At 44.2% G+C, this 15,417-nt stretch carries 15 protein-coding genes and 1 other annotated feature; all 15 genes read right to left on the bottom strand.

The window, feature by feature from the left end; all coding sequences use genetic code 11:
• Positions 1 to 19: 19 nt before the first annotated feature.
• Entirely contained in the window at positions 20 to 2,788 is a 2,769-nt protein-coding gene (gene ileS / locus GC096_RS29685) for an isoleucine--tRNA ligase (RefSeq protein WP_171635341.1), read from the bottom strand.
• Between the two features lie 65 nt (positions 2,789 to 2,853).
• Positions 2,854 to 3,102 (bottom strand) — a binding site (T-box leader).
• A gap of 72 nt (positions 3,103 to 3,174) precedes the next feature.
• Entirely contained in the window at positions 3,175 to 3,651 is a 477-nt protein-coding gene (locus GC096_RS29680) for a DivIVA domain-containing protein (protein WP_171635339.1), read from the bottom strand.
• A 151-nt stretch (positions 3,652 to 3,802) separates the two neighbouring features.
• Positions 3,803 to 4,585 (bottom strand): YlmH family RNA-binding protein, encoded by a 783-nt coding sequence (locus GC096_RS29675; RefSeq protein ID WP_171635338.1) that lies wholly within the window; start codon positions 4,583 to 4,585, stop codon positions 3,803 to 3,805.
• 2 nt (positions 4,586 to 4,587) lie between these two features.
• Positions 4,588 to 4,860: a YggT family protein gene (locus GC096_RS29670; protein WP_157265147.1), complete on the bottom strand. Its 273-nt coding sequence runs from the start codon at positions 4,858 to 4,860 to the stop codon at positions 4,588 to 4,590.
• Positions 4,861 to 4,900: 40 nt separating this feature from the next.
• Positions 4,901 to 5,323 (bottom strand): cell division protein SepF, encoded by a 423-nt coding sequence (locus GC096_RS29665; RefSeq protein ID WP_056612633.1) that lies wholly within the window; start codon positions 5,321 to 5,323, stop codon positions 4,901 to 4,903.
• 53 nt (positions 5,324 to 5,376) lie between these two features.
• Positions 5,377 to 6,063 (bottom strand): YggS family pyridoxal phosphate-dependent enzyme, encoded by a 687-nt coding sequence (locus GC096_RS29660; protein WP_171635336.1) that lies wholly within the window; start codon positions 6,061 to 6,063, stop codon positions 5,377 to 5,379.
• Between the two features lie 37 nt (positions 6,064 to 6,100).
• Complete coding sequence (gene pgeF, locus GC096_RS29655) at positions 6,101 to 6,898, bottom strand: peptidoglycan editing factor PgeF (protein ID WP_376769540.1); 798 nt, start codon at positions 6,896 to 6,898, stop codon at positions 6,101 to 6,103.
• Positions 6,899 to 7,073: 175 nt separating this feature from the next.
• Positions 7,074 to 7,373 carry a YlmC/YmxH family sporulation protein gene (locus GC096_RS29650; protein ID WP_056612638.1) on the bottom strand — a complete coding sequence of 100 codons (300 nt, stop codon included), beginning with the start codon at positions 7,371 to 7,373 and terminating at the stop codon, positions 7,074 to 7,076.
• A gap of 142 nt (positions 7,374 to 7,515) precedes the next feature.
• Positions 7,516 to 8,298, bottom strand: a complete 783-nt coding sequence (gene sigG / locus GC096_RS29645) for an RNA polymerase sporulation sigma factor SigG (RefSeq protein WP_056612640.1) — start codon at positions 8,296 to 8,298, stop codon at positions 7,516 to 7,518.
• A gap of 160 nt (positions 8,299 to 8,458) precedes the next feature.
• On the bottom strand, positions 8,459 to 9,181 hold the full coding sequence (gene sigE / locus GC096_RS29640; RefSeq protein ID WP_171635332.1) for an RNA polymerase sporulation sigma factor SigE: 723 nt from the start codon (positions 9,179 to 9,181) through the stop codon (positions 8,459 to 8,461).
• A 149-nt stretch (positions 9,182 to 9,330) separates the two neighbouring features.
• Positions 9,331 to 10,254 carry a sigma-E processing peptidase SpoIIGA gene (spoIIGA, locus tag GC096_RS29635; RefSeq protein WP_171635331.1) on the bottom strand — a complete coding sequence of 308 codons (924 nt, stop codon included), beginning with the start codon at positions 10,252 to 10,254 and terminating at the stop codon, positions 9,331 to 9,333.
• Between the two features lie 233 nt (positions 10,255 to 10,487).
• Complete coding sequence (gene ftsZ / locus GC096_RS29630) at positions 10,488 to 11,612, bottom strand: cell division protein FtsZ (protein ID WP_171635329.1); 1,125 nt, start codon at positions 11,610 to 11,612, stop codon at positions 10,488 to 10,490.
• 30 nt (positions 11,613 to 11,642) lie between these two features.
• On the bottom strand, positions 11,643 to 12,887 hold the full coding sequence (ftsA, locus tag GC096_RS29625; protein WP_171635327.1) for a cell division protein FtsA: 1,245 nt from the start codon (positions 12,885 to 12,887) through the stop codon (positions 11,643 to 11,645).
• Positions 12,888 to 13,185: 298 nt separating this feature from the next.
• A complete protein-coding gene (locus GC096_RS29620; protein WP_171635325.1) occupies positions 13,186 to 14,022 on the bottom strand; it encodes a cell division protein FtsQ/DivIB in 837 nt (278 codons plus the stop codon).
• A gap of 113 nt (positions 14,023 to 14,135) precedes the next feature.
• Complete coding sequence (gene murA / locus GC096_RS29615; protein ID WP_171635324.1) at positions 14,136 to 15,404, bottom strand: UDP-N-acetylglucosamine 1-carboxyvinyltransferase; 1,269 nt, start codon at positions 15,402 to 15,404, stop codon at positions 14,136 to 14,138.
• Positions 15,405 to 15,417 lie beyond the last annotated feature (13 nt).

Raw genomic sequence — 15,417 nt, 5'->3', positions numbered from 1 at the left:
GCAAGCTCGTTTGGTTCCTCTACTCGTGATAATGAGCAGACACAACATCATTACATCTGACGCAGAGTGTTGGATGCTCCTTACTGTGCCCAACCTCTGGCGTCACTATCCAACAACGTTCACATTTCTCACCGTCTGCAACAGCGATGGCAATGGCAACATCTTTGGACTGAAGTGCACCTTCTGGTACAGAAGTACCTAGAGGGTGAAGGTTAACAGCAGACACGATGAACAACTGATCCAATTGCTCGAATTGTGTCAACAAAGCAAACATCGCTTCATTTGGATATAAATTCACGGCTGCCCCTAAGGAATTACCAATGACTTTCTCCTTACGCGCTTCTTCTAGCGCCTTCAGCACGTCATCACGTACTTCCAAGAAGGAATTCCATTTATTCTCCAACTCTTCGTTATAAACACTCGTTTCTACTTCCGGTAATTCAGCAAGTTGCACAGAGCTTAATTCCACACCTGGAATGTATTTCCAAACTTCATCCGCAGTATGAGGAAGAATCGGTGAAATAAGCTTCGTAATCGCAGTCAAAGCAGCGTATAGCACGGTTTGTGACGCTTTACGTGCTGGATCCTCAGCCGCATTCGCATACAGTCGATCCTTGATGATATCCAAATAGAAGGAACTCATTTCGACCGCGCAGAAGTGGTGGATCGTTTGATACACAACATGGAATTCGTAGGCTTCATAAGCTTTGATAACTTTCTCGATCATCCGGTTCAAACGAATCAACGCATAGCGATCAAGTTCGGATAAACTCGCAACCGCAACACGATCTGTAGCCGGATTGAACTGACTCAAATTCCCCAGAAGGAAGCGCATAGTGTTACGAATTTTACGATATACCTCAGTCGTTTGGTTCAAAATATTGTCCGAAATTCGGTGATCGGATTGATAATCCACGGAGGAAACCCATAGACGAAGAATATCAGCGCCTAATTTGCCGCAAACCACATTCGGATCAATCGTGTTACCGATGGATTTGGACATTTTGCGCCCTTCGCCATCTAGTGTAAAGCCATGACTCAGAATGCCTTTATACGGCGATTTCTCTCTCGTTGCTACACCAGTGATCAGGGAAGAGTTGAACCAACCGCGATACTGGTCTGAACCTTCTAGATACAAATCAGCAGGCCATTGAAGTTCTGGACGCGACTCGAGAACCGCAACATGACTGGAACCGGAATCAAACCATACGTCCATAATGTCCGTTTCTTTGCGGAATTCACCGTGACCACATTTCGTACAGCTAGTGCCGTGCGGAAGTAGATCCTTCTCATCCTTGATGAACCAAGCATTCGAACCTTCTTGCTCGAATAACTGGGCAACATGTTCAATCGTTTGCTCGTTGACAAGTGGCTCATTACAGCTGCGGCAGTAGAAAATAGGAATCGGAACGCCCCATGCCCGCTGTCTAGAAATACACCAGTCTCCACGATCAGCGATCATGTTGTGCAGGCGCACTTCGCCCCACTCTGGCGTCCATTTCACTTGCTTGATTTCATCCAGCATCTCTTGTCTGAACTTATCGATCGACGCAAACCATTGCTCCGTTGCACGATAAATAACAGGCTTTTTCGTACGCCAATCGTGTGCATATTGATGCTGAATGTCAGCAGCTTTCAACAAAAGACCATTCTCTTGCAGCTTCTCAATGATCAGCTTGCCGCCTTTTTCATAGAACAAGCCTTCATACCCTGGTGCTTCAGCCGTAAAATGTCCTTGATCGTCCACAGGACAAAGTACACCGATGTTATAACGTTGACCGATAGCGAAGTCGTCTTCCCCGTGTCCAGGAGCTGTGTGAACACAACCTGTACCCGCTTCTAGTGTCACGTGCTCGCCAACCATAACAAGAGATTCGCGATCGTAGAAAGGATGTTGACACGTAACAAACTCCAACTCACTACCTTTTACTGTCGATAATACCTCATATTCACTCCAGCCGATTTCTTTCGCAGCTGTTGCAAGAAGACCTTGTGCCAGCACATATTTCTTCCCATTCGCTTGAACGACTGCGTACTCGAATTCAGGGTGCAAGGAAATCCCTAAGTTCGCAGGTAATGTCCAAGCTGTCGTTGTCCAAATAACGATGGCAGCATCTTCTGGAAGCTTGCCTTTGCCATCCTTTACTGGGAAAGCCACGTAGATGGATGTTGAAGTTTTCTCTTTGTACTCGATTTCTGCCTCAGCCAATGCACTCTCAGACGATGGGGACCAGTACACAGGCTTCAAGCCTTTGTAAACGAAGCCCTTCTGTACCATCGTACCGAAGACACGAATTTGTTGAGCTTCGTATCCTGGTTGCAGGGTGATATACGGGTTTTTCCAATCTCCGCGGATACCAAGGCGTTGGAATTGACTCTTCTGCTTCTCAACGGACTGCAAAGCGTATTCTTTGCAATATTCACGGAACTCGGGAACCGTCATCTTCTTACGATCGACTTTCCCACTGTTCGTAATCACTTGCTCGATTGGCAAACCATGCGTATCCCAACCTGGGACATATGGCGCGTCAAAGCCTTGCAGTGTTTTAAAACGTACGATAATATCTTTGAGCACTTTGTTAAGTGCGTGACCGATATGAATATCTCCATTCGCATAAGGAGGCCCATCATGTAAAATAAACTTCGTTCTCCCCTTACGACTTTCTTGTACCTTCGCATAAATGTCTTCTGCTTCCCAATGCTCTTGCATTTTCGGCTCTGCCTGCGGCAAATTACCTCTCATCGGGAATTCTGTTTGTAATAGGTTTAATGTTTTTCCATAATCCATCTTTACCACTCCACTCCTGGTTCAATCTATCCTAGTCTAAAAAAACAAAAAAAGCCTCTCATCCCAAAAGGGACGAGAAACTCAACTCGCGGTACCACCCTCGTTAAAAAGCCTCATGAACACGCGCCTAAAGGCGAGTCGAACAGAGCTTCTTCACTCGATCATGTGTAACGGCATGACCCGTTTCTCCCTACTTGGGTTCAAGAGACGCTCCTGGGGGATATTCGGTACGTTGCAGAGATTAGGCTCACACCACAACCCTAATTCGCTGACACTGCTCATAACGCCCTACTCGTTCCAGTCATAGCTTTATTGCGATACTTTTAACAGGAGTATACCCAATCTGGCAAGCATAGTCAATATGATACCTGCCTACTGCTCCATGCCTACTCTTCCTTATGTTCAAACTGCATACTTTGCCAGCCTTCTGTATTCAGTAATTCAAGCTGTGCTTCAAGTAAAGTCCGAAAGCGCGTACGGTAAATGGACGCTTGTTTCTTGAGTTCTTCGATCTCAAGAGCTACTTTGCGTGAACGCGTCAATGATTCGTTAATAATCCGATCCGCGTTCTTCTCCGCTTCTTTCAGGATTAACTGCGCTTCTTTCTTCGAATTGCTTCTGACTTCATCTGCAGCCTCTTGAGCCACGATAATCGTTTTGCTCAGCGACTCTTCAATATGCGTGAAGTGATCCAAACGCTCCTGCAAAGCCATCGATTGATTCTGCAAATCCTTATTCTCACGAATAAGCGCTTCATAATCCTTGATGACTTGATCTAGGAATTCATTCACTTGATCCTCATCATAACCACGAAACGAACGTGAAAACTCCTTATTATGTATATCTAGCGGTGTTAATGGCATCAGTGCCCCTCCTTAGCGTTTTGCGTAGCAAAACTGACTTCGTAAGCATAAGCTGAGCTTGTCTGAAAGCTAGCCTACACCCATGTCTATACAGTTCAGTTCGACAGAAAATTAGCAATTCCTGCAAAGTTCGTGGATAAATTATCCACGATCATGCAAACTTGCCAATCTTCACACGAATTCGACCTTTTTTCGATACGCCTTCCACTTCAAGCACTTTGAACCTACCAAAACCCTGTAAGGAGATCATATCGCCTTCTTTCAGTGGCTTGCTTGGATCTTCTTCTAACTTCCAATTCACGCGGCAACGGCCTGCTTGGATCGGTACCAATACTTTGGCTCGGCTAAGCCGGAATACATCGCTTACAATTCCGTCCATACGCATGGAAGCAACGGATAGATGGAGTTCATCCAATTGCGCTTGCGCTACTTCCAGCTTATCTAAAGAGAGCAATTCCGTTTGGACATGTACTCTATGTACTTGTGATAAATTCAAATGCAAATAGTCGGCTGCATCTTGAGTCACCAAGCAATGGCAGCCACCCTCTATAACATGAATATCGCCAACCTTGTCCCGCTTCATGCCGAGTCCAAGAATGGCGCCCATGTAATCTCCGTGTTCTAACGTAAGAAATTTGCCATCGCCTGAGGATACAGCTAACACGGCCATCGCCATGTCTTCACTATCCAAGCTGCGGTAGTCAGGCGCAATAATGGCACGCTTGCGCTCTGCTGCTTCATAGCCGCCATCCAGTCGGCAATGTACATCCGGGTGTCGGTTGACGAGTGAATTCAGAATGAAGGCCTGTCTGGGATCGAGGAAATCGGTTAACTTCACGGCATGCTGCTCGGCAGCTCGCTGGGCCCAATCCCAGGCTTTATCAACAAAATGATGCTCGTCTTGGTGAAAATGTCCATAAATATCTTTCGTCAAGACTAAAATAACCCCACGATGAAATCCAGAACAGCAAAGATACCCATGACGACGAATTTCAATGCAATCAACGCCACGATTGGCGAGAGGTCAATGAAACCGATGCTTGGTATGATTTTGCGGAATGGAGCCAAATACGGTTCAACCAGCTTCGAAAGCAGTCCACCGACAAAACTGCCACGTGCGTTTGGAAACCAAGATAAGATCAAGTAACCAATAATCATGAAATAATAAATTTCTGTCAAAACGCTTAAAAAAGAGTAAACGTTATCCACGTTGTTTCCCACCTCTGTCTATGTGTTTGGGGATATGCGTCTATTCCTCGCCCATCATCTCAGAGATATGTCCATGAATATCTACTGAGTCTGGTGTACAGAGAAAAATATTCGGTCCAAGCTTAGAGATAGACCCATTCAATGCGTAAACCGTACCACTCAAGAAATCTACAATTCGGATAGCTTGATCGCCGCGAACTCGTTGTAAATTAACGACAACCGCTCTACGAGCACGTAGATGGTCTGCAATGTCCTGTGTTTCCTCATAAGTGCGAGGTTCACTAAGGACAACGCGTGAATTCTTCTGTGAATGAATACTGACGACATTCGCCTTATTTTTATTACGTAATTCGTATGGATTGGTTTCAGGTTCTTCTGTTGCTTCTACAATCCGTTCACGCTCTACAATTTCTTCCTCTTCCTGAAGTCCCAGAAAGTTCATAAATCGGTTATATACACCCATAGCGCTTCCCTCCTATCGAAATCATACACAACGGAATCATATTTCTAATGCACTTAGCCCTCTTTGCCTACTAATACAGTACCCAAACGAACCCAAGTTGCACCTTCTTGAATGGCCACGTCGAAGTCGCCTGACATCCCCATAGATAGCTCTTTCACTTCATAAGGGAACAACCTACGTTCATTCAATTGATCCCGAAGCTCACGTAATCCTCGAAAAACTGGTCTTGTTTCTTCCGGTTCTAACTCATAAGGAGCCATCGTCATCAAGCCGCATACGCGAATATGAACAAGCTTACTTACTTCCTCAGCAAATTGGAAAAATTCTTGAGGCGATACGCCATATTTCGTTTCTTCACCTGAAATGTTCACTTGCAAGAAACAATTGACTTCTATCCCCAAAGCGGCAGCTTGCTTGTCCAACTCTTTCGCGAGCGACATCCGATCAAGTGAATGAATATAAGCAAATTTGCCGATAACATCCTTCACCTTATTCGTCTGCAAATGCCCTAGAAAATGCCATGTTCCACGTTCATGAAGAGCTTCCCACTTCGGCTTTACATCTTGCCAACGATTTTCTCCAATATGATGTAGACCGGTGTTCAATACTTGTTCTGTCGTTTCTAAAGATACATATTTGGTTACTGCGATGATCTTAATGTCATTTTCTTGACGGCCTGACTCCCGACATACCGTAGCTATCCGAGCTTCAACCTCTTGTTTGCGTTCCAATACGCTCATTCTCTCTACACCTCAATTCAAACACGTTGTCAGTTCCTTAGGGTCGAAGTCCGATCCAAGCGATCATTCGCCCTGTGGAACCCCCTTCCTTTCGATGCGAAAAGAAGAGATCAGTTCGACAACTCGTACATAACTGAGTTACTTCGATATGGGACGACAAAATTCCTGCTTGCTCGATCAATTTCTGATTTAATAATTGCAAATTCAACATGTACTTCTCGTTGCCTTTATCCGTGATAATAGCTTCTTGTACCTCAGGCGCTATCCGTGTTTCCTCAAAAACCAATCTAACGCGCGACGCTACCGTCTGATCAACCTCATAGCAACAGACACCAATTGAGGGTCCTATCGCTGCTCGGATATCAGATGGCTGACTACCAAAAGTATGTGTCATTAAGGATATTGTAGCCATGGAAATGTTTAACACAGTACCTTTCCAACCTGCATGGGCAAGGGCTACCACACGCTGAACGGGATCATAGAAATATAACGGTACACAATCCGCAAATTGCGCACAGAGTACGATACCGTTCTCCTTGGTTATAAATCCATCCTTCGCTTGAAGAGCTGTTTCTCTGCTATCACGCCCCATGCCCTGCTCGTTCAGACTGACGATAGCAATGTCTTTCCCATGTACCTGCTCCGCATATGTAAAAGATGTAAATGGCTGCCCTACAGCGTCTGCAACACGCTCACGATTACGCACGACATCCTCCTGGGTATCATTTACATGCAAACCGAGATTTAGCGTTGAATAGGGTGCCTGACTTACTCCACCTAAACGAGTGCTGAAGCCAGCGGTAATCTCAGGAAACAATGACTTCCACGGAGCTATAGGTAAAAGGACCGGATGATCCTCTTTTGAATGTAAGGACGGTTGTATGTCAAATGGTTCCAATGCAAATCCCTCCAACCCTTTTTGTATATCTCTACTTTAGCACAAAATAAAAAGACACACGATGTCTGATCAGCTGCTATCTTGCTGATACAGCGTCCCCGTGTGTCCAACGTCAATTTTTAAATTGACGATTAAACTCATATACCACTTCGGTGTCGTCGGTTTGTCGGTATGGCCGAACGTCTTCTAGCTTCACGAGCACAACGTCAGCACCAATTTTCACGATATGCTTCCAAGGAATGATCACATCGGTCCCTGTTCCAAACAGTCCAAAAAATCGACTCTGATTCGGAACAACAATGGATTCGATTCGTCCTTGGCGCAGGTCAAGCTCCAAATCACTGATTTGTCCAAGCTTTTTGCCGTCCACAATATTAATTACATCCTTCGTCTGGAAATCAGATATTTTCATGAGGCCTATCACCACATATCTCATTAGAATTTGTACTGATTTTTTACTAGTATATGTGCCTTATGGGCAAAATGTCCTGTCAAACAAAAAAAGACCTTCACGGCTTGTCTACCAAAGCCGTTCCAGTCTTTGTTAATTGCTCTTAGGATTTCACATGTTTCTGCATCTGACAAATAGCCGATTTCTCTAACCTTGAAACTTGTGCTTGAGAAATACCTATCTCATCGGCCACTTCCATCTGGGTCTTCCCTTCAAAGAAGCGCATAGAAAGGATCATCTTCTCTCTAGCATTCAACTTATGCATCGCTTCGCGCAATGCGATTCCCTCAATCCATGACATGTCTTTATTGCGCTCATCGCTTATTTGATCCATCACATAGATCGGATCGCCTCCATCATGATAAATGGGCTCAAATAAGGATACTGGATCTTGAATGGCATCAAGCGCGAACACGACATCTTCTTTCGGTACATTCAAGGCTTCAGAAATTTCATAAATAGATGGTTCGCGTGAGTTTTGATTCGTTAGACTGTCTCTAACTTGCAATGCTTTGTAAGCAATATCTCTCAAGGAACGAGAAACGCGAATCGGGTTATTATCTCGTAAGTAGCGGCGTATCTCACCTATTATCATCGGTACAGCATAGGTCGAGAATTTGACATTTTGACTTAAATCAAAGTTATCAATGGCTTTCATCAAACCAATACAGCCAACTTGGAAGAGATCGTCCACATACTCTCCACGATTGTTGAACCGTTGAATCACACTCAGTACCAACCTTAAATTGCCATTGACCAATTTCTCTCTTGCAGTTCGTTCCTGTTTTGTTTGCAGGTCAGTGAACAACTCACGCATCTCTGCATTGGTTAGCACAGGCAGTTTAGCGGTGTCAACTCCACATATCTCAACTTTATTTCGGGTCACCGTGATTACCTCCCAAGGAGAAACATTACTGTTAATTATCCCCGTGAGCGGTCGATTTATTCCTGTCCTATCCCTTGCTCAGCCACTTGACAAAAGGGTACTGACTCGCTCCCTCCCGTGACACCTGAACAATTTCGACATTTACTGCCAAAAAAAAATTTCAGACCATCTTGTTAAACTCTTTGCGAAGCCGCTTAATAATCCGTTTTTCCAATCTGGAGATATACGATTGCGAAATACCTAGCAGATCTGCAACGTCTTTCTGCGTCTTTTCTTCCCCATCTTGCAACCCGAACCGCAGCTCCATGATAATACGCTCACGTTCACTAAGTTTATCAAGCGCCTTATGTAAAAGCTTCCGATCAACTTGTTCTTCGATATTGCGGTAAATGGTATCATTCTCTGTGCCTAATACATCAGACAATAGAAGTTCATTACCATCCCAATCAATATTCAACGGTTCATCAAACGATACTTCGGTTCGAATTTTACTATTTCTGCGCAAATACATCAGAATTTCATTCTCGATACAGCGTGATGCGTAGGTAGCCAGCTTAATTTTCTTCTCGGGGTCAAAAGTGTTTACGGCTTTGATAAGACCAATCGCTCCTATCGAAACCAAATCCTCGATGTTAATACCCGTATTCTCGAATTTTCTCGCTATATAGACAACCAATCTCAGGTTGCGTTCAATCAACATAGCTCGAATAGCTGCATCCCCAGATGGTAATTTTTCCAATAAGTATTCTTCTTCTTCACGAGTAAGCGGCGGTGGTAATGCTTCACTACCACCTATGTAATAGATTTCCTCACCTTTGAGTCCTAGCATCATCAAAATGCGATAATACGTTAGTTGAAAGAGCAGTTTCCACTTCAAGAACATGTTAGTTTCCTCCTAAGAGTTTTGCCATAGCAAAACTTTCATCGTAAGCTAAGCTGCGTTTTCCAATGGAAAACTGACTTTATAATAATGAACCTCGCACTGCCGTTAAACCTCTCATGAATCTTGTACTAGCAACTTATCTCGAAACATTAGCCTGCTTGAATCAATGCAGGATGGATAATGGCTTGGTAGGAACCATCGCTGCACAGCTTTCCTCCGTCGAGCCCTATAAGCACCTTCGTTGCCTCCAATTGCGATTCATTATGAATAATCACCACCTTATCGGGTTTAATAGCCAGCATGAATTGCGTATTCCGGTTGACCCCACGGTAAGGTACGAGTCGCAAACGATCCTGCCAGATAAACTCCTCTACGCCTAAGCCGCTGATGATTTGATCCACATCTGATGAGCGTATCCTTTGCAGCCATTGCTCAGGCAGAACATCTCCCCATTCCGATACTTCCATAACCATAACGGGTGTTCGCGTCAATGGATCATACAGTTGGTTACCCGTATCGATCAAGCCTTTGCAAGTAGCACTGAAATCCCCAATGTGAATCGTGACCTCTGCCAAATAGGTCGTCATAACCTCCCGCTGTTTACTACTTTGAAACACGGTTCTAAACCACCATATGAGAGGTAGCAACAGCAGGACCACAAACAAGATGCTGCCGATTTGAAATTGGAATACGGCTACACCAGATTGCGTAAATACGATTCCCTTCATAACATCTGAGGAAGAGGCAAGCACATAATGGATGCCGAACATCCCACCAGCAACAGCAAAATTGATGAGTAAAAAAGTTCCCATATTCCGTAATAAATTTTGTAAGGAACCGTAACCAAAAGCGGTCATAATCATACCTGTACAGAACATACATTTCACAGAAAATGTAAAAAGCAAGGTTGGAACTGGTAAAAACATCATAACGACATACGAAGCCCCTAATGCTGCAGAAAGTGCAATTTTCCACCAAGTGAACGCTATTTTCCGCGTTTTTGCAGTGACCAATAGTAACGCTGCATCCACCAGAAAGTTCAACAGGAAAATGAGATCCGCATAGACGACCATGCCATGCCTCACCTCCAAGAAGGGCACTATCTAGCAATTTCGTGACGAAACTTTAAGGTTCTAAATCAGTATATTGGATTCCAAGTTCAAAGTCTGTCTAAACATGCTAGTAGGATGCTACTTTTTTTGTCAGTTAGCGCGGTCTCGTCCACAGGAGAAAAGCTTACAGAACAACAAAAAACCGAAGCTTCTACATCAAGTAGGGCTTCGGTCTCTAGACAATTATTATGTAATTATTTGTCAGTATTGCGTCCGCGATTTCGTAAGAAAGTCGGAATATCTAATTGATCATTAGAAGGCTGTGCGCCAAATGGTTTAAGATTATTTAAGCGGTTGTCAGGTGCTGCAGTCTCTGGTTGTCCTGGTGAAACCGGACGTTTGATAGACTGATGAATCGGAGCCGCTTTATGCTCGAAACCAGTTGCAATAACCGTAACTAAGATCTCATCTTTTAACTTCTCATCGATAACAGCACCGAAAATCATATTTACCTCAATGTCAGAAGCAGATGCCACGATATCAGCAGCTTCATTCACTTCGTACAAGCTAAGGTTCATACCGCCTGTGATATTCATCAGAACACCACGAGCGCCTTCGATTGATGTTTCCAACAAAGGACTAGAGATCGCTTTTTTCGCTGCTTCTGCCGCACGATTCTCACCTGTAGCTACCCCGATCCCCATAAGGGCGGAACCGCGTTCAGTCATAATCGTTTTGACATCTGCAAAGTCCAAATTGATAAGTCCAGGTACTGCGATCAAATCTGAGATCCCTTGAACACCTTGGCGAAGAACATTATCCGCTTCGCGGAATGCTTCAAGCATCGGAGTCTTTTTGTCAACAATCTCAAGTAGACGATCGTTCGGGATAATAATAAGTGTATCTACTTTCTCTTTCAATGCAGCAATCCCTTGTTCTGCTTGTAAAGAACGCTTACGTCCTTCGAAAGTAAACGGTCGCGTTACTACACCAACCGTAAGTGCGCCCACCTCTTTAGCGATTTCCGCAATGACTGGAGCAGCTCCTGTACCTGTACCGCCGCCCATACCTGCCGTTACGAACACCATATCTGCGCCGCGAAGCGTATTCAGAATCGTCTCCCTTGACTCTTCTGCCGCTTTCTTCCCGACTTCAGGATTTGCACCTGCACCAAGACCGCGGGTCAATTTATCGCCAATTTGCAATTTATGAACGGACTTGGACAAATGAAGCGCCTGTGCGTCCGTATTTACGGTAATAAATTCTACACCTTTAACACCGTTTTCAATCATGCGATTAACTGCATTGCTACCGCCGCCACCAACACCTATGACTTTAATTTGAGCCAATTGGTCTAAATCCATATCAAATTCAAACATATGAGCCATATCCCCCTAACTTAACGTTCACTAAATGAATTCACTGAAGAAATTTTTAACTCGATCAACCCAACCTGGCTTTTGACTATCGGAGGATTTTTTGGTAGTCTTTACAGCCACTTTTTTGGTGATGCCTGAATTACGATTCTTCATATATTTGGAGACGAATTGAATAATACCAACACCACTCGTGTAGGAAGGATCACGTACCCCGATGAAATCAGGCACTGCAATGCGTACAGACGTAGCCAGTTCGGATTGTGCAATCGCCAGAATACCTGGGATACAAACTGTTCCACCCGTTAGTACATAACCACCTGCAAGATTGCCAAATCCCAAACGATGAACTTCGGCGCGAATTAATTGAAAAATCTCTTCGACACGAGGCTCAACGATATTTGCAAGATCAACCTGAGAGAACTCTTTTTCAACATTGCTGCCCATTCTCGTCACTTTAAACACTTGATCAGGCGCGGAATCTTCAACGGATGCACAGCCATACTTCAATTTGATCTTCTCAGCAATTTCCAGCTGCGTATGTAAGCCAATAGAAATATCATTGCTGATAAATTCTCCGCCAATCTGAATCGTTGACGTTGCAACTAAATTACCCTCGTCAAAGACAGCAATTGTCGTTGCGCCAGCTCCAATATCAACCAATACGGTCCCTACAGCCTTCTCATCTTTGGAAAGTGCCAAATTACCAGATGCGAGCGACATTAGAATAAGTCCTGCAACTTTCAATTCGGATTTTTCCACAACACGCATTAAATTATGTATGCCCGTTTTCGCTCCAGTAATAATCGTCGCTTCAACTTCCAAACGAACACCGATCATTCCGCGTGGATCATTAATACCTTCTTGCCCATCAACCAAATATTGCTTAGGTACAACTCCAACTATTTCACGTTCGGGAGGTAATGCGATGACCCTTGCCGCTTGAATGACGCGATCAATATCTTCTTCTCCGATTTCTCGGTCATCATTTGAAACAGCAACAACGCCGTGACTTGATTGAAGAGAAATATGATTTCCAGAAATTCCAACGTAAACCTCGGAAATTTGTATACCGACCATTCGTTCAGCATGATCAATGGCACTTCGAATTGAATGCACCGTTTGATCAATGTCAACGATAGCGCCTTTACGAATACCCTCTGACTCGGCAGATCCCACTCCTATTATATTAATGGTTCCGTTAACAACTTCCCCAATAATAGCTCGAACTTTGGATGTACCGATGTCTAAACTAACAATGATATCATTGTTGCTCAAGCCCCTGGCACCTCCTGTAACTTAGGTAAAATTGCAAAATCTTCACAAATACTTTTATACGTATTCCACACAACCGCCATATTCCCTCTTTTTTCAACATTTTTTTTGCATTTGAAAACCAACTTCAACTTCTCATTTCAATGTTGTAAAATGCAAACAATTTCGCCTAGTAAATACAAGAAAAAATAGAGTATGCAGATAGAGCCTATTTAACCATAAAACTAATTTTAACATTTTTTTCAGAGATTGAGTAGTCTCTGCTAGAATTTTTGTGAGTTTCTACGCACGATGACGGTTGTTATGGCTTTGGTGTTGCTTTCGGCGTAGGTTTCGGGTTGGTCTTAGGTTCCGTTTTGGAATCTGTTTTGTTGTCTGTCTTGGAATCCCCGCTTGTTGCAAATGGTGTGTGGTATTCAGCTTCGAGCATTGTGATGACGCCATTGGAAATGTGGTCCTCTGCTAAACCAGCAATATAACCTGGCAGGTTATCTATTCGATCAGGCAGATAGGAAATGGTTGTATGGATTTCAAATTGTGAGCGTGTATAAATCTTAATTTTGTCAGGGTACGATTCCGAAGGATCCGGCTTAATCTCTGAAACGTCTGACAAAGCACTCTGCGGGATTTCCCCTAGTATTTTACAAAGCGCCGCTTTATTCGGATCCGTATCGGTCCACCCCGTTAAGATTGGCATATCGAGCGGGATACCACTGCCAGCTGGCAGTTCAATGACGTTGCCATCTGCGAGCACAGCTTGCTTTTTACCATTAGGATCGATTTGGAAGGCTACTTTAGGGAATTCTTCGACTTGAATGTGAATGACTCCTGGGAACATCTTCTCCACGGCAGCACTCTTGATCATAGGCATCTTAGATATCCGCTGTCCAATCGTCTTGGAGCTTACTGCAAAAAAACGATCTCCCACTGCAACTTGACTAGCTTGTCCAATTGAATCCGAGGATAATAGCACATTTCCCTCAACATCAATCCGACTGATCCGACTAAGTGAAGATTGGAAGAACAAAATGACTAGAACAGTTAGGAAAAAAATGATCAAAAAAGCAAGCAGCTTCCGATTCGTACGCGTACGCGGCTTAGGTACAGGCAGCGTTGGTACTTTGTTATCTTCGGACAAGAGGGGCACCACCTAGTTATTTTTATTACAATGAATGAGGCCACACATTTAAACTGAATATCGTGAATCCCCTCCTGCTTGCAGGAAGGGATACGCGATAGCCATACAAGCTATTACTCACTGGGAACCGGAGCTTGACGACGCACAGAAGCCCCAAGTCTGACTAGCATATGTTCGATCCTATCATATCCTCTATCGATGTGATGAATCTGCTCAACGATCGTTGTGCCATGAGCAGCTAGACCGGCGATTACAAGAGCAGCACCAGCCCGTAAATCAGTCGCTTCAACAGTAGCTCCATACAACCTAGGCACACCACGGATAAAGGCTGAACTCATATCTACGCGAATATCTGCGCCCATTCGGGACAATTCATCCACGTGCTTAAATCTACCTTCAAATATCGTTTCTTTCATCACACTTAATCCATCTGCTAGAGATAAGAGCACCATGACTTGTGATTGTAAATCCGTTGGGAAAGAAGGATGAGGCGACGTCACGATACGTTCAACTGCTTTGGGTCTTGCCTTGCAGCTTACATGTATTATATCACCGTCTGCGATGATTTGAACACCTGCACGCTTAAGCACATGGATAACCGATGTTAAATGAGCAGGGTTTACTCTTTCCAAAGTAATATTACCTCTGGTAGCCGCTGCAGCAACTAGGAAGGTCCCTGCAACAATACGATCCGGAATAATCCGATATGTGCAAGGAGACAACGTAGTAACGCCACGAATCGTGATCGTATCCGTTCCTGCTCCAATAATATCTGCGCCCATCGCATTCAAGAAATTTTGCAAATCCTGTATCTCTGGCTCACGAGCAGCATTATAGATCGTTGTCGTACCTTCCGCTCTCACGGCGGCCATCATGATATTCTCGGTCGCCCCGACGCTTGGAAAGTCCAAGAAGATCTCATTACCTTGTAAGGTTTCGGCCGCACAGACGATTTTATTGGAAAATTCTTCAATCTCAGCTCCGAGAGCCTGCAAACCTTTGAGGTGCAAATCAATTTTACGTTCGCCGATCGCACAGCCACCAGGTTGGTATACTGTGACACTGCCGAATCTAGCAAGTAGCGGACCCATGAGAAAGATGGAAGAACGCATCTGACCCATCAATTCTTCGGGGATGTGGGAGGAATGAACTGTGGATGTTGTAATGGTTACTGTATCTCCTTGCTGCTCGGCTCGACAACCAAGTGAACGAAGAATTCGAAGCATGGTGTCGATATCGAGCAGATTAGGAACATTGTGTAAAGTATGCGTACCACTAGCAAGTAAGCATGCAGCTAATATGGGTAATGCGGCGTTTTTAGCGCCGTGTATCTGGATGGCTCCCGTAAGAGGTCTTCCACCTTCGATAACGAGCTTCTCCAAAATTCCACCTCCG

This window comes from Paenibacillus plantarum, assembly GCF_013141695.1.
Classification (GTDB): Bacteria; Bacillota; Bacilli; order Paenibacillales; family NBRC-103111; genus Paenibacillus_E; species Paenibacillus_E plantarum.
This window is presented reverse-complemented; position numbering and strand designations above follow the sequence as displayed.

Coding starts and splice junctions, on each gene's coding strand:
- GC096_RS29680 (WP_171635339.1), bottom strand. CDS start 3,651: ATGCCATTAACACCGCTAGATATACATAATAAGGAGTTTTCACGTTCG.
- GC096_RS29665 (WP_056612633.1), bottom strand. CDS start 5,323: ATGGGTGTATATAACCGATTTATGAACTTTCTGGGACTTCAGGAAGAG.
- sigE (WP_171635332.1), bottom strand. CDS start 9,181: ATGTTCTTGAAGTGGAAACTGCTCTTTCAACTAACGTATTATCGCATT.
- ftsZ (WP_171635329.1), bottom strand. CDS start 11,612: ATGTTTGAATTTGATATGGATTTAGACCAATTGGCTCAAATTAAAGTC.
- spoIIGA (WP_171635331.1), bottom strand. CDS start 10,254: ATGGTCGTCTATGCGGATCTCATTTTCCTGTTGAACTTTCTGGTGGAT.
- GC096_RS29660 (WP_171635336.1), bottom strand. CDS start 6,063: ATGAGCGTATTGGAACGCAAACAAGAGGTTGAAGCTCGGATAGCTACG.
- ileS (WP_171635341.1), bottom strand. CDS start 2,788: ATGGATTATGGAAAAACATTAAACCTATTACAAACAGAATTCCCGATG.
- GC096_RS29650 (WP_056612638.1), bottom strand. CDS start 7,373: ATGAAAATATCTGATTTCCAGACGAAGGATGTAATTAATATTGTGGAC.